Origin of the sequence: Microcystis sp. MC19 (assembly GCF_003019735.1) — a bacterium.
Taxonomy (GTDB): domain Bacteria; phylum Cyanobacteriota; class Cyanobacteriia; order Cyanobacteriales; family Microcystaceae; genus Microcystis.
This window is the reverse complement of the sequence record NZ_CP020664.1, coordinates 2,801,284-2,825,193: the sequence shown is the minus strand read 5'-3', so window position 1 is coordinate 2,825,193 and position 23,910 is coordinate 2,801,284. Positions and strand designations below refer to the sequence as shown.

The window sequence follows — 23,910 nt, the reverse complement described above, 5'->3', positions numbered from 1 at the left end:
ACTTTTCATCGGGAAACGACACCAAATTAACGTCAATTCTACTTTAACTTTAACATTTCGATAGTATCAATTATTTCCCGTTCAAAACTGACTTGAGCGCGATTAGTTTTACCACCAATATAAAAGCGATCGCCCGATTGTAAAGCCCAAATTTGCGAATGGGAAAAGTAACTCATTACCACTCCCATCATCAATAAAGCAAAACCTAAATAGACGATAGGTACTCCCGGATCTGCCTTAATTTGTAACCCTGTACTGCCCACTAATTCGACTATTTTTAGATTAACTCCATTGATAGGAATCGTCATTCCTTCTCGTACCGCAGAGGTTAAATCTCCCTTAGCATCATAGACGATTACCGTACCTTGTAAATCTCTGGTTAAAAGAGAAACTCCCTCACTAAGATCGGTTTTAGTCGGAATCCAAGTTCCCCAGATTTGTCCATTACCTTTGGTGTCTAAACTAGCCATCGGTAGCTGTAGAATCGGACTATTATTCACCTGTACTTTTACCCCAGCAATTCCCCAACTGGTTTGATAAAAAGTCACCCCTTTATGGTGCAAAGGTTGGTTAACTTGAATAGTTTTGCGATCGATCTCCTCTCCTTGATTATCGATCACCGACAAATCAGAATAGAATTGTTCTATATCACCTTTAGGACTATAATCAATCCAAAAACGATTAACTTTAATCCCCCAATCTTTAGGGAGAGAATTTTTAGATAAGGGTCCAGCTTCAATAATATTTTTAACCTGAAAACTATCGCCACTAGCTACCATTTCTTGAGCGAAAAACCCCGTTAACGCTCCCCAGATCGACCCTGCTAAAATAATTAACATGGCTGCATGAACGATAATCGGACCGATTTTACCGATCAGACCTTTACGAGCATAAAGACTGTTATTTTCTAGAAAAACTTTGTAGCCTTTTTTTTCTAATAGAGGGGTGAGGGATTCTAGGGAACCAGTTTCTAATTCAGCACTTAAAGCTAGTTTTTGAAATTGGCGAGATTGTTGATAAAATTGCCAGTTTCTTGCCGCCTTTAAAGCGGGTAATTGTCGTCGGAAGGTGCAAGCGGTTAAACTGGAACCAAAGAGAATTAATAATGATAGATACCACCAAGTGCTATAAACATGATTTAATCCCAATAGTAATAAAACTTTCCAAGTCAGAAAGCCAAATAAAGCGGGTTTCTCAGGATAATTAACTTGGTAGAAAGATAGAGATTGTCCCTGTTCAATTACCGTTCCAGAAATGCTAAAAATAGCGATTAAAAGTAAGAGGATAATTGCCAATCGTAGATCGGCAATAGTCTGGATAAATTTACGTCCCCATTGAGGCGGTGTATTCTTTAAATTTGAGGAAGTTTCCGATATAGTCATAGTTAAAAGTTTTACAATTCTAGCCAATTATCTATCATAACTCTCCACCATCACAGCAGACGGGATAATAAAGAAAAAACTCCAAAACCGATTAATAAAACCCCACTGACAGGATTAATCCACCCGGACCATTGACGTAGGGAAAGAAAGCTTTTCAGCGAGGCAGTAAAAGAACCGACGATAATTAGCGGTAAAACATAGCCGGCAGTGTAGGATAACAATAATCCCCCTCCTAAGCTTAAATCTCCCGTATTTGCCACCCATGCCAATAAACTTGCTAGAACTGGTGTACTACATGGAGAGGCGATTAAACCAAATGTTAAACCGAGAAGATAGGACCGCAAAATCGGAGGAAAATCCCCGGTAATCCAATCGGTAGCACCAAGGGAGGGGAAGCGCAGGGGTAATAATTCCAAGAGGTTTAACCCCATCAAAATAGCGATCGCACTGACGATAATTGGTAAACCGATCCCCACCTGTCCATAGACTTTCCCTAAAGTAGCGGCAATTAGTCCCAATCCCGCTAAGGTGGTGGCTAATCCCAGGGAAAACCATGTGGACTGCCAAAAAGCCGCTAAACGACCTTTATTTTCGTAACCCCCGATATAAGCGACGGTAATCGGCAACATCGACAGCATACAGGGGGTAAGACTGGTAAGTAAACCGGCTAGAAAAATCACGGCAATACTGACAAAACTAAGGTGAGTTAGTTGGGAAGTCACTAAGCGATCGGCGTATTGTTCAAGGTGATAGAGTTGAGTCTGTAATTGGTCTAACATATCGGGGAATTTTTCAGGCTAAATTTGGCTCATTTCTAGGATATTACCATCGGGATCACTGACAAATAATGCCTTTCTACCCGAGGCACTCATTTGAATTGTATAACCTTGACTTTCTAGATAGTTACCCATGGCTGTCACGTCATCAATAGCGAAGGCAATATGAGGATTGCGTCCCCATTTTTGGGGATTGGGACGGTAGTTTTGATAATTGGTATCGACAATTAAATGAATTTGATAATCTCCCACTTGATACCAAACCCCATCGTATTGAAAAGGGCGATCGATTCTAGTCAATCCTAGAACATTTTCGTAAAAGTTAACAGCTTTTTCTAGATCGGTGACTAAAATCCCCGTGTGTAAGGATCGCATGATGTTCATAGTTAATATCTGACTCGCGGATCGAGCCAACTATAGGTTAAATCGGCAATTAAGTTAAAGATAACAATTAAAATTCCATAGATAAAGGTAATCGCCATGACTACGGGGGTATCACTGCGGGAAATAGAATCAATTAATAAAGCACCGATACCCGGCACACGAAACACTTGTTCTGTGACTAAAGCACCGGTAAAAATTGAGGGAATATCAAGAGCAATCAGGGTGACAACGGGGATTAAAGCATTGCGAACTATGTGCTTAGTGAGGACAGAAAAATTAGTTAGTCCCTTGGCTAAGGCAGTTTTAACGTACTCTTGGTGAATTTCTTCAGTTACGGAAGAACGCACAAAACGCATCAACATCGCCCCTTGATATAAGCTTAATACAGTTACGGGCATAATTGACTGTTTAACCTGCTCGATCAAACTATTAAAATCACTGATTTTTAGGGTACTATTATAAAAAGATGGTAGCCAGTTTAACTGCACACTAAAGATAATTATTAATAACAATCCCGTCACAAAGGTGGGTAAAGAAAAGCCAAGCAGGGAAAAAGTAGAGATGATTTTGTCTAACCAAGAATAGCGCTTGACTGCTGAAATTACGCCTAAAGGAAAAGCAATTAAAACCCCGAACATATAGGCAATACCGACAATCCAGAGAGTTGTGGGTAAACGCTGCCAAATGAGGGTAAAAACTGGGCTGCGACTGGTGAAAGAATAGCCCATATCTCCTTGAAGAAATGCTAACAACCACTTGACATAACGCACGGGAAGCGGTTGATCTAATCCGAGACTTTTGCGAATATTTTCTCGCACCGCTTCCGTAATAGCTGGATTAGCTGCAAATTCTCCCATCGGATCCCCCGGCGCTAGGGCCAAAATGCCAAAAACCACCATACTAATAGCTAAAAGAGTGGGAATCGAAAATAATAATCTTCTCAGAAAATATTTGAGCATTTATTTACTACGCTTCCAGTCCTTGATGTTCCAAGTATTTCTATCCCAGGGAGTTAATTTAAACCCCGACAAACTATTGCTAATTGCCACCACATCGGCACGATGAACTAGGGGAATAATCACAAAATCATTGATTAACATATCATTCATTTTAATCGCTATTTCTCGCCGTTTTTCTGGGTTTAATTCTTGACTAAAAGCTTGCCATAATTTATCGTATTCAGGATTACAATAACGAGCATAATTATCCCCGGCCCAACCATCAGCTTTTTGGGGAATTTCGCTACAGGTAAAGGTTTTAAAATAGGCTTTCGGATCGGGACTATTATTACCTGTAGTGTACATTTGTAGGTCAGCATAAAACTTTTCTACCGTGTCATCGTTAGCAGGATCGCTAGAAAAGAAAATACTGGCATCAACAGTTTTTAATTCTACTCCTACCCCGATCGCTTGTAAACTTTGTTTGATAATTTCTTGGGTTTTCTGACGGAGAGGATTGACCGTGGTTTGAAAAACTAATTTCATTTCTACCCCATTTTTATCCCTAGTGCCATCACTATTACTATCTTTCCATCCCGCATCATCTAGTAATTTATTAGCCTTTTCTAGATTAAATTCATAGCTAGTATTGGGCGAATTATATTCCGATGGCATCACAATAAAATTAGGAGTTGTTTTCCCAGTAATACCATAAAGCTGCGTGGCAATAGTATCTCTATCAACGGCTAAAGATAAAGCTTCTCTTACTTTTACATCACTCAAAAAAGGATGGGGAAACTTAATACTAGACCTCTCACCTTCAGGAGTAGCTTGATTAGGATCACTCAGATTAAATAAAACTCTTTCAATCAAAGAACCGAAACTAGATATTAACTGACCCCGACCCGCTTTTTCTAAATCACTTAAAACCTTAGCCTCTACTTGCAAATTATAGGCATAATCTGCCTCCTGTGTCTGTAAAACCGCTCGTGCCGCCGAAGTTGCATCACCTCCTCCTTTTAATTCTATTCTTTGAAAACCTAACTTATCCGCTTCTCGAAAGAAAGAATTTGGTTCATAAACTGCCGTATCTCCTGGTTTAAATTCTACCACTTTATATGGACCAGTTCCCACCGGTAATAAATTAGCAGGGGCCTGGCGTGCCGTTTCATTGCTATACTTTTCATAGAGATGTGCTGGTAAAATCATCCCTTCTGTCCCCACAAAAACTAATGACCAAGCGGGATTAACTTGCTTAAAAGTTATTTTAACTGTATGGGGATCGATCGCTTCCACACTTTTAACTATTTCATAATTGCCGGCGCTAGTGGAACCAGTTTTCGGATTGGTAATAAAATTATAGGTAGCGATGACATCTTTGGCAGTAAAAGGAGTACCATCCGACCATTTAATATCTTTTTTTAGCTTCCATGTCACCGATTTACCATCCCGGGCAACTCCCCCATTTTCAATAGTAGGAATTTCTGCCGCTAAAAAAGGAACTAATTCCCCTTTTTCATCGAAACTAGCCAAAGGTTCTAAGGTAATGCGACTCGCTTCTGAGTCTTTGAATCCCGTGGAGAGATGGGGATTTAAAATCGTCGGTGCTTGCCAATACAAAAGTTTTAAAGTTTCTGAATTATTATTGGTCGTTGCCGGAGGATTATTAGCTGTTTGTTGACGACAAGCACTAAAAAGCAGCGTACAACTAAGGGATAAAATTAACAGGGGCAAGAAAAGCGATCGCTTAAACATTTTTAGTGACAATCAATAATTCGACAGGGTGACTTAGGTGATTTCCTACCCCACCAATAACAAGTTATCAGACATTGAGTCTTGATCTCGATCGATTAATTGATTATTTGCCTTTATCCATTCCTAGTCAAGTTAAATCGATCGTGCTATGGTAGCGATGCTGTACTAGACAAGAAAATTCTAGGCACGGCGACGAAAATGCTTATGACCTTATTTCATCAGGGTGCGACAGCAGAGGAAATCGTTAATCGTTACCCATCACTAAATCTAGCTGACGTTTACGCCACGATCGCTTTTTACCTCAAGCACCAATCGGAAGTAGAATCCTACTTGCAACAGCGACAACAGCAAGCACAGGAGATTCCGGTAATCAATCAAGGGAGATTTGACCCCCAGGGATTGCGGGATCGCTTTCTTGCGCGTAAAGCAGCGCAGCAAGAATGATTAAGCTTCTGGTTGACGAGAACTTTGATAATACTTAACTGGTGCGTTACGGCGGATTACTAATTTTGGTTTTTCATTCCAAGCTTATCACCGCCTAACGCACCCTACAAAATTGCTTTTGCATGAGTAGAAAACGGGTTTCTCGGAGAAACCCGTTTTCTGTGCGTTACTCAAGGGATTTAGTGCGATCGCCGATCTTGTAGGGTGCGTTAATGAAATGTAACGCACCTTATCTAATGTTCAAAATCCGTGCGTTACGCTAACGCTAACACAGGCTACATCATATCGATCGCAAAGATAAATAATTGATAAGCGATCGGCGCATAACACATCATTGGAGCGGACAATATTAGAGTAGTTTACGCTTAGTTGAACGGAATCTCTTGCTGCTCAATTAAGCCGTTATGTTTCATTCGGAGCGCTAGCCTAAGTGGAATTTGTTTACGCAGATGAATTGAAGCGCTCCTTCTCGGTGCGAGGGCATTTCTATGACGTAGAAATCGCCGGAAAAGTGTTTCCGTGCCGAAGCGTTTTGGAAATTATCGCCAATGCCGGAGATTCTGAAGCCACAGGGGTGCCGGACGCGGTAGTGATAATGATGAATCCGGGTTCTTCTAGGCCACTCGATATAAGTTACATTCCAAAATGCTACTCAGTGAGCGATGTACTTGATGGCGGATGGTCGAGGGAACTGATTCCAGCCAGGCCAGATAACGCGCAGTACCAACTGATGCGCCTGATGTTGCTAAAGAGGTGGAAGCACGTCAGGGTTCTCAACCTATCAGATCTCAGAAACGGAAACAGCGGCAGCTTTTCAGTGGATTTTGAGGATGCTCAGAAGCGTGACCCCTCCAGTCCCCATAGCATTATCCATCCCAAGCGGCTCGGCGGGCTTCAACGTGATTGTGCGGGAAGTTCTCGCATAGTTGCAGCATGGGGTTCTACTGAAGTACTTCGAAATGCTGCTATTGCATTCTTATCCGAAATCCCTGGGGTGCAGGGGCTACAGTTGGACTACCCTTGGTACCGCTATCCCAGTCCATATAGAAAAGATCAGAAGATCGATTGGTTAATCAGTGCCTTCGATAAACTTGAAACATAACACTTCGTTCCAGGGTCCGCTGCGCAATAAAGCTGCGCAGCGCCCCTGAACTCGAACGTTATGCTGAAACGATACGCCCGTTAAAGTTATCTATTTTTAGACAAGTTTAAGCAAGCAAAAGTTATCGGTTTCGTTGATGAGTTCCGAGAGATTGTCGGCGATCGCAAAGATAAATAATTGATAAGCGATCGGGGCATAACACATCATTGGAGCGGACAATATTAGAGTAGTTTACGCTTAGTTGAACGGAATCTCTTGCTGCTCAATTAAGCCGTTAGGCGGCTTCACATCCCGTGTGCCTCATACTCACAGTTAGCCGTAGGGTGCGTTCCCTAATTTGGCTCCTACTGCTCCACTAGCAGTAGGCTAATCTGGATAACACGCTTTTGGGCGTGATATACGGAAAAGTTACAGCAAAAAAGGAGGTTTATTATGGCTGAATGACTAGCAGTTGATGTTTCGAGAACTTACGAATCTGGTATGCTTGGCAAGCGAGGAGACGATAAATTTCCTTGCACCGGAGCAAGAATAACACGGGTAGAATTCCACAAAGAAGTTTCCAAACACCGTATTACTCCCTTTGATGATGGCATAGGACGGGGTGACGCTCACACAAATGATACTGAACTGCCAGATGTTGGAGTTCACTACTGGCTAGATGCAGGAACGAGGCTGAAATACATTTTGAAGGTCTGGGTTGAGGATTAAGGATTTTGTGAATCAGTCGTTGGGGGGCGTTGGCTCCCCTTGCTTTTTTTGTGCGCTACTATGGAATTAAATGATTAAAAGCTAAGACTGCTATGGCACTGGCATCGAATAAACAAACAGCTATAATCCGCACAGAGCGAGGGCTTACAATTGCGGATACTCGTATTACTCTGTATGACGTAATCGATTATCTCAAAGCTCAGTATCCACCCAAGTTTATTCGTGATGCCTTCAATCTTACAGATGCTCAGATTCATGCTGCCCTTTCCTACATTGAAACACATCGAACAGAAGTGGAAGCGGAGTATCAGGAGGTTTTAAAGACTGCCGCAGAAACTAAACAATTTTGGGAAGAGAGGAATCGCGAACGTTTTGCTCGGATCGCTGCTACTCCTCCTCGTCCAGGCTATGAAGCGGTTAGAGCTAAACTTCAGGAACGGAGAGCAAAGCGGGAAGCGAAGAAGCAATGATTGTTCTGGCTGATTACAACTTGAATCGGCAGGCAATTCTGATCTCTGGAAGTCTTGTTGTTAGCGGGTTATTAGATCTCGCTCTAATTCGGTTGAGGACATTTGAAGACGTTGGCTTACCCGCAGACAGCAATGATCGAGTAGTTTGGAGATTTGCCCAAACCAACGGGATGCTCTTACTTACGGCAAACCGGAATGCGAAGGGTGAAGACTCGTTGGAACAAGTAATGCGTGAAGAAAATCAACCGACTTCATTTCCGATCATTACGATTGGCGATCCGGATAGGGTCAATGAATCTGACTATCGAGAACGCTGCGTTGAAAGGCTTGTAGAAATTGTGATCGATATCCAAGACTATATGGGGGCTGGTCGGTTGTTTATTCCATAAGGTGATTGGCGCATCATATCTGTTGGTGACACAGCATAACAACCCCAATGCACTCCGACCGACGAAAGCTAATCAGTGTGATCGCCGATCTTGTAGGGTGCGTTCCCTAATGTGGCTCCTACCGCTCCACTAGCAGTAGGCTAATCTGGCTAACACGCTTTTGGGCGTGATATACGGAAAGTTTCCGTATAATCAATAGTCCAGTAGGGTGCGTTAGACGGCGACAATCTCTGCTCTTACTTAGGACTAGCAATCCGTCGTAACGCACCACCCACGAGATATATTAAAAATAGCCTCGTAGGTTGGGTTGAGCGAAACAATACTGAGGCGAAAATAGCTTAATTCGCTTGAAAAAGCGAAACCCAACCACCCCAAAGGTTACTCTTTGTTGGGTTTCCTTGCGTCAACCCAACCTACAATAATTGCTTACCCAGATTGGTACTTCATGAACTGGCAGGGCAACGTAAAGGAACCTGGACGGTGAGAGTATCTGGAAACTGGCGGATCACTTTCACCTTTGACGGTGTTGGTGCTTGTGATGTCGATCTTGAGGACTACCACTGATGAAAATGCATAATCCACCACATCCTGGTGAAGTTCTTAAAGAACTTTGTCTCGAACCTTTGAATCTGACTGTGACTGAGGCTGCTGAAGCATTGGGTGTAAGTCGAAAAACCCTATCTGCCATCTTAAATGGTAGGGCAGGTATTAGCCCCGAAATGGCAATTCGCTTAGGGAAAGCTTTCGATACATCTCCTGAAAGTTGGCTCAATCAGCAAATGCAATACGATCTATGGCAAGCAGAGCAGACAATTGGCAATATCAAAGTCAAACGGCTATCAGTGCGATCAGCGATCGCGTAGGGTGCGTTAATTAAATGTAACGCACCACCCACGAGATATATTAAAAATAGCAATCTTGTAGGGTGCGTTCCCTAATGTGGCTCCTACTGCTCCACCAATAGATTTTTGGGGAACGCACCATGCTAGAGGATTATAAAAATATCTGCTGTCGCACTCCAGCCCATCGCGGCTGAGTTCAACCGTTATCGAGAAAAATAGTTAAATCCCGTCAAATTCCCCTAAAACTTTCACTTCTGGTTCTAACCAGAGAGACCAGCGATCGAACACTTGTTCCTGCACATGACGAATTAAACGCAGAATATCCGAGGCTTTTGCTGAACCAATATTCAGGATAAAATTAGCGTGTAATTCTGATACTTGCGCCCCACCAATTTGATAACCTTTTAATCCCATTCCCTCAATTAAAGCCCCGGCAAATTGCGGTTTAGGATTGCGGAAAACACTACCACAACTGGGACGATCATAGGGTTGGGTACTTTTGCGATGGCGTAAATTATGGGTAGTAATTGCCATTATTTCCTCACAATTATCGGTAGCTTCTAACTGAAATGTAGCTTCGATAACTAAACGTTGATTCCCTTGCAGAGAAGAACTGCGATAACTATAATTTAAATCTTCTTTGCTTAAAGTTTCTAACTGACCATCGGGATTTAATACCAGCGCCCGCACTAATCGATCCGCCACACAGGAGGTATGTGCGCCCGCATTCATCACCACAGCCCCCCCCACCGTCCCGGGGATACCCACCGCCCATTCTAGGCCCCTCCAGCCCCGTTTTGCCGCTCTCCAAGCTATTTTTGGCAGGGGTTCCCCCGCCGCTGCTGTAATCGTAGCAGTTTCGGCATCAAAACAACTCGATCGCAGATGGCGAGTATTGAGGACAAGTCCGGGTAAACCTCGATCGCTGATCAGTAAATTTGAACCAGCCCCCAAAACATTCAAAGGTAAATCTTGTGATTGCCACCAAGCGAACACTTCTCTTAATTCCTCTAGATTAACTGGTTCGGCATACCATTGCGCTCTTCCCCCCACCCGGTAGGAAGTGAACTCAGCTAGAGAAACAGAGGATTTAATCATAGGGTTTTAGGGATTGGAAATTATAAATTATAAATTATGAATTATAAATTGGGGGTTGGGGAGATGGGGAGCAAAGGAGCAGAAAGTAGGTTGGGTTGAAGCATGAAACTCAACACCCGCAGGGGTTACGCTGCCGCTAACCCATCCTACAAATAATTGTGCCTCCCTACTTATTTAATACTGCTCACTTAAAAACTCAAATCTGATAACTGATAACTGATAACTGATAACTGAATCCTATACTCTAACTGCTAATTGTTCACGGTAAAGAGAGAGCATTTCGGGGATAACTTGATTGAGATTGCCAGCGCCGAGGAACAGAGCCAGATCCCCTGGTTGGAGAATTTCTAGCAGGAATTGACCTAAAGAACTCAATTCAGGGTGATAGTAGGCGTTTTTATGGTGTTTTCTCACCTGTTCGACCACTTGCTGCCCGGTGACGTGATTGATATTCACTTCCCCAGCACTATAAATATCCGTTAAGACTACCACATCGGCGGAACTGAAAGCGGAGCCGAATTCCTCTAAAAAGGCAGTGGTGCGACTGTAGCGATGGGGTTGGAAAATAGCGATCGAACGTTGGTACTGTTTGCCTTCTACCTTCAATTTTGCCGCCGCTAACGTGGCCAACAATTCGCTAGGATGATGGGCATAATCATCGATAAAAGTAATGCCGTTTGCCTCTCCCTTGTGTTCAAAACGGCGTTTTGCCCCGGCAAAAGTAGCGATCGCATCGGCAATAACGGCAAATTCTAAACCGAGATAACGTCCGATGGCCACCACTGCCAAAGCATTACTAATATTATGTTGCCCCGGGATTTTCACTTCCATTTGTCCCAGATAACTGCCTTTTTCCCAGACGGAAGCTTTCATCATTCCCTGTTCATAGATAATCTCGCTGACGGTGTAATCGGCACCTTTTTCGGGATCGAGACTATAACTGATTGTCGGACGGAAATGCTCGGCGATCGTGTCACAATCTAAACAAGCGACTAAAATCTGGCACTGATGGGCGAATTCATGGAAAGTATCGATAACTTCGCTTAAATTATGGTAATGATCCGGGTGATCTAGCTCAATATTAGTGATTACGCCGATTTTCGGGGCGTGTTTGGTCAGGGAACCATCGGACTCATCGGCCTCTGCCACTAAAAAACGCCCTTGACCAAGACGAGCGTTACCTTCCCACGCGTCCACCTCACCACCGACAATGATCGTGGGGTCTAATCCCGCTTCTAACAAAACGTAACCGATTAGGCTGCTAGTGGTGGTTTTGCCGTGGGTTCCAGCAACGGCGATACTGTCATAATCAGCGATTAAAGCCGCTAAAACGTCGCTACGGTGAAAAATTGGGTATCCTAAGTCTCTGGCCGCTTGATATTCCTTGTTATGGTCATTAATCGCCGTGGAGCAGATTACTTGCGGAACTGTTTGGCTACTGTTTTGAGGGACCGGAGAATGAAATACAGCTAAATTATTGGCCTCTTGACGGTGGAAAATCTGCGCTCCCGCTCCCTGTAGCCGTTGGGTAATATGAGTAGGACGTAAATCAGAGCCAGACACGGGTAAATTGCGCTTGGCTAGGATATAAGCGAGGGCTGACATCCCAATACCGCCAATACCGATAAAATGGAAAGGTTGGCCGTTAAACTTAACTTTTTTCACTGTTTTCACTCCTCAGACCCACGATTATATAAGTTTTAAACTCGATCGGTAGTAAAGTCAACTTCATGATAGGGGCATTTGACCAGAATTCCCAAATGTTGCCCGGTCCCCCTGCAACATCCTTGACGCAGAATTAAAATTTTTTCTCCCAATTCCTTTTTTCTAGGCTGCGAGGAGTGGGGTGTGGGAAGTGGGGTGTGAGGTGTGGGGAGTGGGGAGTGGGGAGAATAAATAAAAATAGTCTCCTGTCTCGGAGTCTCCTGTCTCGGAGTCTCCTCAATGGTGAGCTAATAAATTATTTTCGATCGGGATCGCAAAGTTCAACCTTTAAGGTATGATTGGGAACATTAATTATTTTTTTATGTATTGCACTAAAACGTAGAGGGCAAGCAGCAGTGATTAGAGTAGCGATCAATGGTTTCGGACGGATTGGACGTAATTTCCTAAGATGTTGGTTAGGAAGGACTAATAGTGGCTTGGAGGTAGTGGGGATCAATGATACATCCGATCCCCGGAGTAACGCTCACCTGCTCAAATATGACTCGATGTTAGGCAAACTTAACGCTAATATCGATGCCGATGATAATTCTTTAATTGTTAACGGTAAAACTATTAAATGTTATTCCGATCGCAATCCCCTCAATCTGCCCTGGGCAGAATGGGGTGTAGATCTGATTATCGAGGCTACCGGTGTTTTCGTCGATGAAGAGGGCGCTTCTAAGCATATTGTCGCAGGAGCTAAAAAAGTCCTCATTACCGCACCGGGTAAAGGTTCGGGTGTGGGAACCTATGTGGTTGGTGTCAACGCTGACGAATACGAACACGATAAATACAACGTCATCAGTAATGCCAGTTGTACCACCAACTGTCTGGCTCCTGTCGTTAAAGTGATTCACGAAAACTTCGGCATCATCAAAGGGACGATGACCACCACCCACAGTTACACTGGTGATCAACGGATTCTGGATGCTAGTCACCGGGATCTGCGTCGCGCTCGCGCCGCCGCCGTTAACATCGTTCCCACCTCCACCGGCGCCGCCAAGGCTGTAGCCTTAGTTATCCCGGAAATGAAAGGGAAACTTAACGGTATCGCTCTGCGGGTACCCACTCCTAACGTTTCTGTGGTGGATTTAGTGGCGCAAGTGGAAAAAAGCACGATCGCGGAACAGGTAAACGAAGTCCTCAAAGAAGCTTCGGAAAATTCTTTGAAAGGAATTCTCGAATATAATGATTTACCTCTCGTTTCCTCTGATTATCGCGGTGTTGATGCCTCCTCGATCGTTGATGCTAGTCTCACCATGGTGATGGGTGGCGATATGGTAAAAGTTATCGCTTGGTACGATAACGAATGGGGTTACTCCCAACGGGTGGTTGATCTCGCTGAAGTCGTTGCCAGCAAGTGGAAGGCCTAATTTTTGGCCGTTAGGGGATAGGGAAATGGTGGAATGGGGGAATTCAACTAACACCCCAACACCCTAAAACCCTAACCCCCGCCCCCCGATTCCTTTCAACTGATAAGTGATAAATTCTCACCGAAAAAGCGCCGATAGATTCCCTCTGTCACCAATTGTGCGGTGATTAGGTTAGCTAGGGCAATCATAAACAGGATCAGTATCTGGTAGGAAGCGGCGTTTAAAGGTTCACTTCCTGCCAATACCTGTCCGGTGAACATTCCGGGTAAACTGACTAAACCCACTACCATCATCTGATTGAGGGTGGGGATTAAACTAGCTCGAATCGCCGCTTTTTGATAGGATGCGATCGCTTGTTGAGGGGTTGCCCCCAAACAAAGATGGGTTTCGATTTCTAAACGGTGACTTTTAATCGCACTGCTTAATCTTTCCCCGGCTAAAGAGGCACTATTCATCGCTTGCCCTAACACCATCCCCGTCAAGGGAATTAAGTATTGGGGTGAGTACCATTGTTCTGGTTGAATAATTAAAGCGATCGCATAACCTAAAGTTAGACAGCTACTAATCAATAAAGAGCCGAAAACTAGGGGTAATAAGCCTTTATCTCGGCTATCGATGCGATTTTTAGCAACAATAGTCGCGATAGTCATCATCACTGCCAAAATCCCCAGCACTGCTAGAGGATTATCGAGGGAAAAAATAACGGCGATAACGTAGCCTACCACTAATAATTGCAGGATCGAGCGACCGGTCGCTAATAATAATTGTCCCTCTAGGGCTAAATTTGACCAACGGGAGAGGAGTAAACAAATGCCCATCATCCCCAAAGCCCAACCCAAATCCACCAGATTTAGTTCTACTAATCCATCCATAAAAATAAAAGAAACAAATTACAAGGGTACTTCATCTATAAATAGCAAGTTTATAATTATTTTTGACTAATTATTCCTTCTTTTCGCCAACAAATCCCGATTAGTCTCTAATTTGAGTGAAAGCGCGTGAGTACAATTCCCCCCGTCGATTTATCCCGTCAATACCAAGTCATCAGCGAAGAAGCTAACCATGCCGTTTTAGAAATCCTCCGTTCTGGGCGCTACATTGGCGGTGAAGCTGTGAGCGAATTAGAACGACAATTTGCCCTCTATCATGGTGTTAGCGATTGTGTCGCCTGTAATTCGGGAACCGATGCCCTTTATCTGGCACTGCGCGCCCTCGGTATTCAAGCGGGGGATGAAGTCATCACTTCTACTTTTTCGTTTATTGCCACCGCCGAAGCGATTAATTTAGTCGGGGCAGTGCCGGTTTTTGTCGATATCGATATTAATACTTTTAACCTCGATGTGGCACTGTTGGAAAAAGCGCTTACTCCCCAGACTAAAGCGATTATCCCAGTACACCTTTTTGGGCAATCTGTCAATATGTCTGAGGTGGTAAATTTCGCTCGTTCCCATAATTTATTGGTGATTGAGGATTGCGCTCAAGCAACGGGAGCAGAATGGCATGGGCAGAAAGTGGGGAGTATCGGCGATATTGGCTGTTTTAGCTTCTTTCCCACCAAAAATTTAGGCGGTTGTGGCGATGGTGGCGCAATTACCACCAATAACCCCGAGTTAGCGGCACAAATTCGCATGATTAAAGAACACGGCAGCAAGGTGCGTTATCTCCATGAGGTAATCGGGGTGAATAGCCGCTTAGATGCCATTCAAGCGGTTATTTTGCAAATTAAGCTGAAATATCTCGATTTTTGGAATAATCAACGGATCGAGATTGCCCAACGTTATCGGGAATTACTGCAACCTTTGCCTAATATCACTTTACCCGCCGCTTTAGCCGGGGGTAAGCACGTTTGGAATCAGTACACAATCCTAACGGAAAATCGTGACCAAATTCGGGCAGCTTTGCAGGAAAAAGATGTCCTATCTATGGTTTATTATCCGATTCCCCTACATTTACAGCCGGTTTATCAGTATTTAGGCTATAAAAAAGGTGATTTACCCATGGCTGAATTGGCCAGCGAAAAAGTGTTATCTTTACCTATGTTCCCCGATTTAAGCTTCGAGGAACAACAACAGGTAGCCTACGCGCTGAAAGATTGTTTGCATAGTTCCTAAGTTATCAGTAGGAATTATAAAGGTTTTCGATATTTTGACCAGATAGCGCCTCGAAAACTTACTTTTACAGGAGGTTTAGCTAAATTAACCCTATTGTTAAGGATATTAGCTAGAGCAGTGGCTCTCCCCGATTTGGTGGGTAAAATGTATTCTAAGATACAGTTTTGCGGGCAAGTGAGTGGAAGGGGAACCACAGAGACACAAAGGACACAGAGATCGATCACTACTATATAAGTTAAACTGGTCGCAACGCGCTCGCTACGCGAGATCACACAAAGAATAAGAGAGCCGAGCAGTTATCTTAATGAGCAGGTACGAAGTTTTCGTTTTCGGGAGTCGGTCTTCGATACCAAATTAGATTACACTTCATCTTTAGGAGAAACACTGTAACACACAGAAATTAGCTGTTCCAGTCCCCTAAGACTGCTGACTTATACCATTTCTCTAAATGAAAACTACACATCGAATTTAAGTCCCCCTTAAAAAGGGGGATTTAGGGGGATTAAACTTCTGTAGTCAGACTTTGGAGAAGTCGATAGCCTTGAATACAGGTTCCTTGTAGGTTCAAAAATTTGTCAAGTATCATAAGTAAAATAATCTGGTTTTTGGCTATTATATCAAATCTTAACTCAATTGTCTATCTTTTGGCATTCACCTGTTTGTGCCTTGAATCTTTCCCTGTATGGGTTTCAGCTATTTTTGAGCGTAGGTACTCTCATCGAATTTTATTTTAAGTTAATTATTTGCATAACAATTACCGAAGAGCCATCTATCTTTAGGCTTAATCATAAATATTCATTTTTTGAAAAATTCAGCCGACAGTTTCCTCCCAAAACTACATGGATCAATAAAACAAGCTTCTCAAGGATTTTAATTACCTAAATTAGCCAGTTTATCGATAATCTTGGCTTAAAATTCTCTGGTTAGCCAACAATTATCTTAAGTCACATAAAAGACCGATGTAAAACTTGGATCTTGAAGATTTTTAATGGGTAAAATTGTCAATACTTTTAATTTTTAATTGGGACTTTTGGGTAACTTTAGCTAAAAAAAATTGCTCAGATGTTACGCGGAAGACATAAAATCGCCTTAGCAAGATAATTACTTTCCCCGCTCTCGTTTCTGAATTGCCAAGAATTGCGTTAGAATTAAAGAAATATTACAAGTGATTGACAAAAATGAGTAAGCCTGATATAGAAGCCATTGCCCTCCAGTTAGAAAGCAGCAACTCTAAAGATCGTCTGCTGGCCTTGGCATCCCTGCGAGAAGTGGCCCCGGAGGAGGCTGTACCCTTGATCAAAAAAGTCCTTTATGATGAAATGCTGCCGGTGCGATCGATGGCTGTCTTTGCTTTGGGAGTCAAACAAACCGAGGAATGCTTTCCTATCCTCGTGGATTTGTTAGCCAATGATGCCGATTATGGCATTCGCGCCGATGCTGCGGGAGCTTTAGGTTATTTAGAAGATATTCGCGCTTTTGAACCCCTACAACGGGCTTTTTACGAAGACACGCAATGGTTAGTCCGCTTTAGTGCCGCCGTCGCTTTGGGCAATTTGGGCGATATTCGGGCTAAACAGGTGTTATTATCGGCGTTAGACAGTAACGAAGCGGTTATTCAACAGGCCGCTATTGCTGCCCTTGGTGAAATCAAAGCAGTGGAAACCGTCGAAAAGCTTTTAACCTTTGTTAACTCCGATGACTGGTTAATCCGGCAGCGATTAGCGGAAGCTTTAGGCCACCTTCCGGCGGAAAAAACGATCGCGGCCTTAAAATTTTTGGTTAAAGACGAACATCCGCAAGTGCGCGAAGCGTCCCGTTTATCCTTGCAAAAATTGGCCAACGTCTAGGGATAGGATAGAATAAATAATCTAGTCTTCCAGAGCGATCAATCTTTGCCTACAGCCATTCATGGACATTCAAGAATTTATTAATCTCTGTGCGGGTAAATGGTTTTCCCAGCGTACCAGTTATCAATTAGCCGCCCAAAAAGTTGCCAATAATAAAGCAGAAATCACCATCGATTTACTGACTGCCGATGCTGCCGATGTGGTGCAATTATGTTTAGAAAATAACTGTCAGTCCCAGGCCAGTCTAGGGGGATGGAAAGCGACTTGGGATAATTCCGTGGACTATGGACAACCGAAAAAAATCGGTTCTAGCTATTTAGTTTGGCTGCCCTCAGAGAATCCTTGGCAAGGAAAATTGATCACATCGGACGCTAAATCGGCAGCGCTGGGAGAATATCATCTCAGAAGCGATCAAGCTTTAACTTTAACCATCGAGCATAATCACCATCGTATCGAGGAAAGAATCTGGTTTGCTAGTCCTAATCTGAGATTGCGTACCAGTATTATCCAGTCGGCCAATGGCGATCGCCAGACGGTTTTCTACTCGGAAATTCGCAAAATGGTTGCTTCTTAAGTAGCTGCCATCCCCAATGTCTGAGGTGGGGAAGACAGGATTAATCTTCCACCACTCCAGTCAAATCCTCCTAACGTCGGCCGCGTCTGCTGCTGCCAAAACCACTGCGACTAGGGGTACGACGGGAACCAGAGGAACCGAAACTAGGAGAACGTTTGACATTATCAGATTTACCCGAATTCTTCAGGGTACTCGAACCATAACCAGAACCACTGGGTTTTGTGGTGGTGCTGCGATTGGGACTGGAGGGAGTATTGCTAGGATAACGACGTAAATTGCCGGTAGAACGGAGAGTTTGCCGGTTTTTGACCGCCGGAGGTGGACTATTATGTTTAGTCCGGTATTGATCCACTGCCTGATTATAGGTGGAACCGTAACCACCAAAACCGGTCATCACACCCCCCGGAGTATAAAGGGGAGGAACGTAGTATTGAGGACGAAAGAGCAAACTACCCAAAGCTTGACCGGCAACAGCACCGAGAAAAGGACTCCAAAAACTCGATTCTTGCCGAATCACCACGGTTTCTTGTTGTCCGGTTTGGGGATTGTTCCGCACTTCCGTGACATTGTGGACATACTCAATTTTAAAATCTTCGGTCATGTACAGGGTAGCCTGATCGCCGTTGATTTCCACTGCGGTTTTTTCCCCTTTAGCGATAGCTTCATCGCTTAATCTAGCCATTTGCAGGTTAGTAGTGCGGAAGAGGGGAGAAGTCCCCCCGGGGGTGTTTAACAGCATTAAGGTATAAGTGCCATCTCCATCATCGTAGGTAGCTTGTTGCACCTCGTAGCGACCGCTACTAACCTGATTGGATTCTTGTCTTACACTACTGTTATTAGCTGACGGTGACTGAGTTTGATTTGACGACGAACCACAGGCCACCGTTGTGCAACAAAGGGTAAGAATTAAAAGGATTGTCGTTACTTGGCGCAGCATAATGGCAAAATTAAGACTATAAAGGCAGTAATTCGGGGAAATTGAGTAATAGTTGCTCATTGGTCAATTCATCTCCCAATTGAGCAGGAGAAAAATGTACCTGAATCGCACGCAGCCGACCTTGGTAGTGGAGGTTAATTATTGATTTTAAACCATCTTCCAGGGCCTCTCGATCGGCTAGGCTAGTTTCTAAAGCAGCACTCTCACCCTCGAATGCTATTGTGATCATAACAACTAAGTTATCGGTGACGGGTAAAGTTAAGGGTTCCTTTTCTCCCAGCTGTGAAGACACCGATTCACTTAGGTATCTCCCCGCAGAATCGGTAAACAGTTCGTTAACGTAGTCTCCCGCTTCCCCCTCACTCCAAAAAACATCGCCCTCATTAGCCACAGAAAACCAATAGAGGTTCATCTGCAGCAGATTTTGACAAATTTCTACTAAACCCTCTCCCATGACCTCTAAATCGCCTTCGGAATCGATCGCCTCCCGGCCGGCACGATTAAGAATACCGATCAGGGGTGCGACTTCTTGGCCGTAGAGATGCAAAAATAAGCGACAGACCACATAGCGAGTTCTACCCGCAAATTTCTTGAAGCGATCGCCTAAAGAACCCATAATAGACCTCTGGTAAAAATCAAAAATTGTCGTTAAGGTTAGGAGTCAGTAGTCTTGGAGCCATCAGCTAGATCAAGGTGATAGGGACCAATTCAATGAGATAAATAAAAGCTGATAGCTAAAAAGACTGATCACTGATAGGACGTTTTTAAACTGGCAAAAATTAATCAGGCAAGAGGTTTAATCTATCCAGTAATCAAAGTAAACAGCCAGAAAAGCCCTCAGCTTTTATTTATTTTGCCATTTTCTAGGCTTCTATGCCTTGATGTCCTGTTAACAGTCTATAATGACTTAGAATCCTATTGGTGTGAGCAAATGGCTGTCCAACTACAACAAGCTTTAGTGGTTGCTTCCTATATCTTGAAACAGCGTCTAGCAGGAAAAAAGCGTTTTCCCTTAGTTTTAATGCTAGAACCCCTATTTCGCTGTAATTTAGCCTGTACTGGCTGCGGGAAGATTCAACATCCCCCGGAAATCCTCCGCAATCATCTTACCCCAGCAGAATGTTTCGCAGCGGTGGAAGAATGCGGGGTTCCCGTGGTTTCCATCCCCGGGGGCGAGCCGCTTTTACACCCACAAATCGATGAAATTGTCAAGGGGTTAGTGGACAGAAAAAAATTTGTCTATCTCTGCACCAATGCCCTGTTATTGGAGAAAAGCCTAGATAAATTTACTCCTTCACCCTATCTTACCTTTAGTGTCCATCTGGATGGTCTCAAAGAACATCACGATCGCTGTGTGGATCGAGAGGGAGTATTCGATAAGGCAGTACAAGGGATTAAAGCAGCGAAAGCGAGAGGTTTTCGGGTTACTACTAATACCACGGTTTTTGAAGGCACAGATGCGCGAGAAATGCAGGAATTTTTTGATTTTCTCGCTACTTTGGGTATCGATGGCATGATGATTTCCCCGGGTTATAGTTATGAGTGGGCCCCGGATCAAGATAGTTTCTTGAAACGGGAGCAAACCAGAGCTTTATTCCGAGAAATTCTCTCACCCTGGAAATCAGGTCAGAAAAAGTGGAATTTTAACCATAATCCTCTCTTTCTCGATTTTCTCATCGGTGAACAGGACTATGAATGCACCCCTTGGGGTAGTCCTAGCTATAGTCTTTTAGGATGGCAAAAACCCTGTTATCTGCTCAACGAAGGACATTACAAAAGCTTTCGGGAACTTTTAGAAGAAACCAATTGGGATAACTACGGTCGGGCCAGTGGCAATCCGCAATGTGCCGATTGTATGGTACATTGCGGCTATGAACCGACCGCGGCCATGGCAGCTTTTAAACCGGCTAATATGGGACGTGCCATGCAGAGTTTAATCGGAGTCTAATCCTAAACTGATTCTAACCAGACGGCGGGGACTTGACTAGGGCGATCGGGTAATTGCATCCACCCCATTTCGCACAGACGAATTACCGAACTTAATTTTTCTACCAAAGCGGGATCAAAACGAATCCCGCTATAATTTTGACAGCGCTCTAGGGCCTCTCCTAAATCTAGAGCTAGTCGGTCGCCTCGCGGTTGAGTTAATTCCTGAAAATAGGCTGATAATCCTAAAATTCGCGACTCTAGGCTGATTTCTTCCCCTTTTAAGCCGTTGGGAACCCCGCTACCATCCCAGTATTCAAACTCATGGTAAATAATCTGTTGAATTGGGGCTAATTCGGGCATAGTGGCGAGTAATTGTGCGCCTAACACCGATCGATCCCGCCAAAATAACGCATTTGCTCCCTCTAACTGACTGGCACGCTGTCTAAAAACTTCGATCGGAGCCTCCGCTAGACCGATGCGGTATAATAAACCAGCTAATCGTAAGCGTCGTAATCTCAGGGTGGGTAAATCGAGCAATTGTCCCAACATTTCCGCTAAAGCGGCCACCTGTAGGGAAGCAAGGGGATTATCAATATCTCTTTCATCGACTTTTTGGGCCATTCTGAGAAAAGCTTGCAGTTTATTAGCGGCTAAATTTTTATTTAAACGGGATGCTTGTCCTTCTAAGTCACTTAATTCTCGTGCTTGTCTGCTGACGGTGACTAACTGCTGTTGACTGGTTTGCAGATAGGTGACAATGCGAGAGACTACTCCCGTTAAATCCGTGGGAATGGGATTAATATTTTGACTAATTTCCTCTTGTTGTCTGCTTAAATCGGCCGCTAGACTGGGATTATAGGGATGCAGACGCTCAATTAAGATCCTAGCGGCTTTTTCGACTAAATCGCGATCGAATGTCCATAAACCGTAGAATTTTCGCTCCGTGTCTATTTGGGGTTGACTATCGGACCGGTATTCTTCCGGGGATAACTCATGACAGAGTACCATGGATGCGTAATCGGGGGAAAGAATGATTAAATTCCACTCATTAACCAAACTATCGCTATTATCTAAGTTCACTAGCGAAACATTCTCTAAACTGCCGGTTTTATGCTCAGAAAAACCACTATCGGCCACGGCGGCGATCGCAATATGACGAGAAGAGCGAGCCATATCTAAATAGCGATCAGCTTCCTGTAAATACCATTTTCCCTGTTGAAAGGTGACTAAGACCAGTGGTTTATTTGTACTATCAGGGCTGCTAGTTTGCAAGATATGATCTTCAAGAGCATGACAGAGGGCGACCAGGGTATTCTTAAAATAGACCCCGTAACTGCTGGGTAATCGTCCCGATGAAGCTCTTTTTAACTGTTGTAAGCTGGATTCTACGGTCATAAGTCGCAAGATGAGGGGTTGAGTGTGGGGAGAGAGGAGAATAAATAGGGTATGCTGAAAAAGTTTTTCGGTGGGGGTAGGGGGGGTGTGGGGTTTTACCGGTTTTGAGGTGGCCAATTACCTAATTTTCAGGGAAAAAGTACCTGAATTTTCCCCCTGATCACTCCCATGCCTAGTACTTTTTGATTAACAAAAAGTCTAAAAGTCTTACCCAACAAGGTTTTTAGATTTTTTCAGCCAACCCCAAAATAAAAGCCATCTCCTGTCTCCTGACGACCGGCTCCTGACTGCCTCAAAGGGATTTATTCTACCACCCAGGGAGTGATTGCGGGAGTCCAATTAGCCAATTCTGCATCGCTAAACCAGAGACTAACTTCATCTTTGGCAGTATCTGGACCATCGGACCCATGGATAAGATTGCGTCCGACACTAATACCAAAATCACCGCGAATCGTACCAGGTTCAGCATTGAGGGGATTAGTGGCGCCAATAATTTTTCTAGCGGAGGCAATTACTCCTTCTCCTTGCCAAACCATGGCCACCACGGGGGAGGAAGTAATAAAATCGACTAAAGAAGGGAAAAAGGGTCTTTCTTTATGAACAGCGTAGTGTTTTTCCGCTAATTCGCTAGAAACCTGCATCATTTTCAACCCAACCAGCGTAAAACCTTTAGCTTCAAAGCGTTGAATAATTTCCCCCACCAGATTGCGCTGTACACCGTCGGGTTTAATCATTAAGAAAGTGCGTTCCATACTGCCTCTTAAAATTTAGTCATAAATTGTCCCGAAACCCAGATTAACCCGGAATGGCATCCTAGAGAATGGTAGAATTTTCGCTTCAATTGCTGAGTCAGCTTGCTGTCCGACTGAGATAGAAAGTTTTCGTTTTTTCTCCCCACACCCTGGAAAAACTTTTTTAGTAAACCCTAAATATAGTGGTAATTTAGAGAGTTACCTGGAAACAAAAGGTAAAAAGGATGATTGTGGTGGCGAATTGCCTTCGCCCTCTTTTAATAACTTCTGCTTATCAGTATAAGTGGAAATGAGTCACAAATGTGAGATGCACCCAAAAGATGAGTCTAAAACTTTACTTTTTGCGTCATGGCGAAACCACAGCCAGTCAAGCGGGTAGTTTTTGCGGTCGATTAGACTTGCAACTAACCCTGGCCGGCGATGAAATGGCCAAGGATTTCGCCCTTGTCTATCGAGATCTGCCTTGGACAGCGATCTATTCTAGTCCCCTCAAACGCACCCTGGCCACCGCCACCCCTTTAAGCGATCTCTTGGCTATTCCCATCCAGAAACGGGAAGGGTTAAAAGAGATTGCCTACGGCCAATGGGAGGGAAAAACCGCAGCCGAGGTTAATCGGGAGTTTCATGATGATTATGTGCGCTGGTTAGCAGATCCGGGCTGGAATTCTCCCACAGGAGGCGAAAAAGGCATCGATATCGCTCGTCGCAGTTCGGAGGTATTAGAGGAAATCGACCATAATCACGATGATGGCCATATTTTGATCGTTTCCCATAAAGCAACGATCCGAATCATGTTATGTTCTCTTTTAGGCATTGATATCGGCCGTTATCGCGATCGAATTGCCATGCCTGTGGCCTCGCTGACGATCGTCGAATTAGCCGAACACGGTCCCCTCTTTCAAGTTATGGGCGATCGCTCTCACCTCCGCAATGACCTGCGCTCGCGAGCGGGAACCTAACCAGTCAACAGTAACAAGGGAAGCCCCGGATTTGGTCTGCT

General features: G+C 44.0%; 23 protein-coding genes. 11 read left to right on the top strand and 12 right to left on the bottom strand.

All coding sequences use genetic code 11. From position 1 onward, the window contains the following. Window positions 1–38: 38 nt before the first annotated feature. From B5D77_RS14305 to B5D77_RS14285, 5 genes are read right to left on the bottom strand one after another with little or no spacing between them, the layout of a single operon-like run. Window positions 39–1,382: a cytochrome c biogenesis protein gene (locus B5D77_RS14305; protein ID WP_106909072.1), complete on the bottom strand. Its 1,344-nt coding sequence runs from the start codon at window positions 1,380–1,382 to the stop codon at window positions 39–41. A 50-nt stretch (window positions 1,383–1,432) separates the two neighbouring features. Further along, window positions 1,433–2,161 carry a cytochrome c biogenesis protein CcdA gene (locus B5D77_RS14300; RefSeq protein WP_002803236.1) on the bottom strand — a complete coding sequence of 243 codons (729 nt, stop codon included), beginning with the start codon at window positions 2,159–2,161 and terminating at the stop codon, window positions 1,433–1,435. Window positions 2,162–2,179: 18 nt separating this feature from the next. After that, complete coding sequence (locus B5D77_RS14295) at window positions 2,180–2,542, bottom strand: VOC family protein (RefSeq protein WP_103112773.1); 363 nt, start codon at window positions 2,540–2,542, stop codon at window positions 2,180–2,182. Between the two features lie 2 nt (window positions 2,543–2,544). Then, window positions 2,545–3,501: an ABC transporter permease gene (locus B5D77_RS14290; RefSeq protein ID WP_106909071.1), complete on the bottom strand. Its 957-nt coding sequence runs from the start codon at window positions 3,499–3,501 to the stop codon at window positions 2,545–2,547. Next, complete coding sequence (locus B5D77_RS14285; protein WP_106909070.1) at window positions 3,502–5,235, bottom strand: peptide ABC transporter substrate-binding protein; 1,734 nt, start codon at window positions 5,233–5,235, stop codon at window positions 3,502–3,504. 204 nt (window positions 5,236–5,439) lie between these two features. Here B5D77_RS14285 and B5D77_RS14280 point away from each other — a divergent pair, with 204 nt between their 5' ends. From B5D77_RS14280 to B5D77_RS14250, 5 genes are all read left to right on the top strand, one after another. Beyond that, complete coding sequence (locus B5D77_RS14280; protein ID WP_254052965.1) at window positions 5,440–5,679, top strand: DUF433 domain-containing protein; 240 nt, start codon at window positions 5,440–5,442, stop codon at window positions 5,677–5,679. A gap of 430 nt (window positions 5,680–6,109) precedes the next feature. Beyond that, window positions 6,110–6,781, top strand: a complete 672-nt coding sequence (locus B5D77_RS14275; protein WP_016514528.1) for a hypothetical protein — start codon at window positions 6,110–6,112, stop codon at window positions 6,779–6,781. Between the two features lie 800 nt (window positions 6,782–7,581). Further along, window positions 7,582–7,959 carry a DUF433 domain-containing protein gene (locus B5D77_RS14265; protein ID WP_106909068.1) on the top strand — a complete coding sequence of 126 codons (378 nt, stop codon included), beginning with the start codon at window positions 7,582–7,584 and terminating at the stop codon, window positions 7,957–7,959. Beyond that, window positions 7,956–8,348, top strand: a complete 393-nt coding sequence (locus B5D77_RS14260) for a hypothetical protein (RefSeq protein ID WP_002791850.1) — start codon at window positions 7,956–7,958, stop codon at window positions 8,346–8,348. Before B5D77_RS14265 ends, B5D77_RS14260 begins: the two co-directional genes overlap by 4 nt. Before the next feature lie 563 nt (window positions 8,349–8,911). Then, window positions 8,912–9,211, top strand: coding sequence for a HigA family addiction module antitoxin (locus B5D77_RS14250; protein ID WP_046662171.1), 300 nt, complete (start codon window positions 8,912–8,914; stop codon window positions 9,209–9,211). 198 nt (window positions 9,212–9,409) lie between these two features. Here B5D77_RS14250 and murB read toward each other — a convergent pair whose 3' ends face one another. Together murB and murC are read right to left on the bottom strand one after the other, a co-directional pair. Then, entirely contained in the window at window positions 9,410–10,288 is an 879-nt protein-coding gene (murB, locus tag B5D77_RS14245; RefSeq protein ID WP_106909067.1) for a UDP-N-acetylmuramate dehydrogenase, read from the bottom strand. 237 nt (window positions 10,289–10,525) lie between these two features. Further along, window positions 10,526–11,953 (bottom strand): UDP-N-acetylmuramate--L-alanine ligase, encoded by a 1,428-nt coding sequence (gene murC, locus B5D77_RS14240; RefSeq protein WP_106909066.1) that lies wholly within the window; start codon window positions 11,951–11,953, stop codon window positions 10,526–10,528. A gap of 395 nt (window positions 11,954–12,348) precedes the next feature. Between murC and B5D77_RS14235 the strand changes: the two genes are divergently transcribed. Next, a complete protein-coding gene (locus tag B5D77_RS14235; protein ID WP_039900510.1) occupies window positions 12,349–13,365 on the top strand; it encodes a type I glyceraldehyde-3-phosphate dehydrogenase in 1,017 nt (338 codons plus the stop codon). Window positions 13,366–13,460: 95 nt separating this feature from the next. Here the strand turns inward: B5D77_RS14235 and fetB are convergent, their stop codons facing one another. Then, window positions 13,461–14,237 carry an iron export ABC transporter permease subunit FetB gene (gene fetB, locus B5D77_RS14230; protein WP_008205913.1) on the bottom strand — a complete coding sequence of 259 codons (777 nt, stop codon included), beginning with the start codon at window positions 14,235–14,237 and terminating at the stop codon, window positions 13,461–13,463. Window positions 14,238–14,363: 126 nt separating this feature from the next. On the opposite strand from fetB, the gene B5D77_RS14225 reads away from it, so the two are divergent. The 3 genes from B5D77_RS14225 to B5D77_RS14205 all read left to right on the top strand — a co-directional run bounded on the left by B5D77_RS14225 (window position 14,364) and on the right by B5D77_RS14205 (window position 17,897). Further along, the gene (locus B5D77_RS14225) at window positions 14,364–15,476 is read left to right on the top strand and encodes a DegT/DnrJ/EryC1/StrS aminotransferase family protein (protein WP_008205915.1); all 1,113 of its coding nucleotides are present in this window, start codon (window positions 14,364–14,366) and stop codon (window positions 15,474–15,476) included. Between the two features lie 1,178 nt (window positions 15,477–16,654). Next, the gene (locus tag B5D77_RS14210) at window positions 16,655–17,323 is read left to right on the top strand and encodes a HEAT repeat domain-containing protein (RefSeq protein WP_106909064.1); all 669 of its coding nucleotides are present in this window, start codon (window positions 16,655–16,657) and stop codon (window positions 17,321–17,323) included. 61 nt (window positions 17,324–17,384) lie between these two features. After that, window positions 17,385–17,897 carry a phycobiliprotein lyase gene (locus B5D77_RS14205; RefSeq protein ID WP_008205922.1) on the top strand — a complete coding sequence of 171 codons (513 nt, stop codon included), beginning with the start codon at window positions 17,385–17,387 and terminating at the stop codon, window positions 17,895–17,897. Between the two features lie 70 nt (window positions 17,898–17,967). Here B5D77_RS14205 and B5D77_RS14200 read toward each other — a convergent pair whose 3' ends face one another. Together B5D77_RS14200 and B5D77_RS14195 are read right to left on the bottom strand one after the other, a co-directional pair. After that, entirely contained in the window at window positions 17,968–18,894 is a 927-nt protein-coding gene (locus B5D77_RS14200; RefSeq protein WP_106909063.1) for a hypothetical protein, read from the bottom strand. Beyond that, the gene (locus B5D77_RS14195) at window positions 18,851–19,450 is read right to left on the bottom strand and encodes a DUF1517 domain-containing protein (protein WP_008205926.1); all 600 of its coding nucleotides are present in this window, start codon (window positions 19,448–19,450) and stop codon (window positions 18,851–18,853) included. Before B5D77_RS14195 ends, B5D77_RS14200 begins: the two co-directional genes overlap by 44 nt. 315 nt (window positions 19,451–19,765) lie before the next feature. Here B5D77_RS14195 and hpnH point away from each other — a divergent pair, with 315 nt between their 5' ends. Further along, window positions 19,766–20,782 carry an adenosyl-hopene transferase HpnH gene (gene hpnH / locus B5D77_RS14190; protein ID WP_008205928.1) on the top strand — a complete coding sequence of 339 codons (1,017 nt, stop codon included), beginning with the start codon at window positions 19,766–19,768 and terminating at the stop codon, window positions 20,780–20,782. Between the two features lie 2 nt (window positions 20,783–20,784). Here the strand turns inward: hpnH and B5D77_RS14185 are convergent, their stop codons facing one another. After that, the gene (locus B5D77_RS14185) at window positions 20,785–22,158 is read right to left on the bottom strand and encodes a DICT sensory domain-containing protein (protein ID WP_039900517.1); all 1,374 of its coding nucleotides are present in this window, start codon (window positions 22,156–22,158) and stop codon (window positions 20,785–20,787) included. A gap of 302 nt (window positions 22,159–22,460) precedes the next feature. After that, the gene (gene ndk, locus B5D77_RS14180; protein ID WP_008205931.1) at window positions 22,461–22,910 is read right to left on the bottom strand and encodes a nucleoside-diphosphate kinase; all 450 of its coding nucleotides are present in this window, start codon (window positions 22,908–22,910) and stop codon (window positions 22,461–22,463) included. Window positions 22,911–23,230: 320 nt separating this feature from the next. Between ndk and B5D77_RS14175 the strand changes: the two genes are divergently transcribed. Next, complete coding sequence (locus B5D77_RS14175) at window positions 23,231–23,869, top strand: histidine phosphatase family protein (RefSeq protein ID WP_106909062.1); 639 nt, start codon at window positions 23,231–23,233, stop codon at window positions 23,867–23,869. The last annotated feature ends 41 nt before the right edge of the window (window positions 23,870–23,910 follow it).

Excerpts from the sequence above, each read along its gene's own strand:
- B5D77_RS14290 (WP_106909071.1), bottom strand. The coding sequence starts at position 3,501 with ATGCTCAAATATTTTCTGAGAAGATTATTATTTTCGATTCCCACTCTT.
- B5D77_RS14185 (WP_039900517.1), bottom strand. The coding sequence starts at position 22,158 with ATGACCGTAGAATCCAGCTTACAACAGTTAAAAAGAGCTTCATCGGGA.
- B5D77_RS14280 (WP_254052965.1), top strand. The coding sequence starts at position 5,440 with ATGACCTTATTTCATCAGGGTGCGACAGCAGAGGAAATCGTTAATCGT.
- B5D77_RS14295 (WP_103112773.1), bottom strand. The coding sequence starts at position 2,542 with ATGAACATCATGCGATCCTTACACACGGGGATTTTAGTCACCGATCTA.
- fetB (WP_008205913.1), bottom strand. The coding sequence starts at position 14,237 with ATGGATGGATTAGTAGAACTAAATCTGGTGGATTTGGGTTGGGCTTTG.
- B5D77_RS14285 (WP_106909070.1), bottom strand. The coding sequence starts at position 5,235 with ATGTTTAAGCGATCGCTTTTCTTGCCCCTGTTAATTTTATCCCTTAGT.
- B5D77_RS14200 (WP_106909063.1), bottom strand. The coding sequence starts at position 18,894 with ATGAGCAACTATTACTCAATTTCCCCGAATTACTGCCTTTATAGTCTT.
- B5D77_RS14265 (WP_106909068.1), top strand. The coding sequence starts at position 7,582 with ATGGCACTGGCATCGAATAAACAAACAGCTATAATCCGCACAGAGCGA.
- ndk (WP_008205931.1), bottom strand. The coding sequence starts at position 22,910 with ATGGAACGCACTTTCTTAATGATTAAACCCGACGGTGTACAGCGCAAT.
- B5D77_RS14205 (WP_008205922.1), top strand. The coding sequence starts at position 17,385 with ATGGACATTCAAGAATTTATTAATCTCTGTGCGGGTAAATGGTTTTCC.
- B5D77_RS14260 (WP_002791850.1), top strand. The coding sequence starts at position 7,956 with ATGATTGTTCTGGCTGATTACAACTTGAATCGGCAGGCAATTCTGATC.
- B5D77_RS14175 (WP_106909062.1), top strand. The coding sequence starts at position 23,231 with ATGAGTCTAAAACTTTACTTTTTGCGTCATGGCGAAACCACAGCCAGT.
- B5D77_RS14250 (WP_046662171.1), top strand. The coding sequence starts at position 8,912 with ATGAAAATGCATAATCCACCACATCCTGGTGAAGTTCTTAAAGAACTT.
- B5D77_RS14305 (WP_106909072.1), bottom strand. The coding sequence starts at position 1,382 with ATGACTATATCGGAAACTTCCTCAAATTTAAAGAATACACCGCCTCAA.
- hpnH (WP_008205928.1), top strand. The coding sequence starts at position 19,766 with ATGGCTGTCCAACTACAACAAGCTTTAGTGGTTGCTTCCTATATCTTG.
- B5D77_RS14195 (WP_008205926.1), bottom strand. The coding sequence starts at position 19,450 with ATGGGTTCTTTAGGCGATCGCTTCAAGAAATTTGCGGGTAGAACTCGC.
- B5D77_RS14300 (WP_002803236.1), bottom strand. The coding sequence starts at position 2,161 with ATGTTAGACCAATTACAGACTCAACTCTATCACCTTGAACAATACGCC.
- B5D77_RS14210 (WP_106909064.1), top strand. The coding sequence starts at position 16,655 with ATGAGTAAGCCTGATATAGAAGCCATTGCCCTCCAGTTAGAAAGCAGC.
- murB (WP_106909067.1), bottom strand. The coding sequence starts at position 10,288 with ATGATTAAATCCTCTGTTTCTCTAGCTGAGTTCACTTCCTACCGGGTG.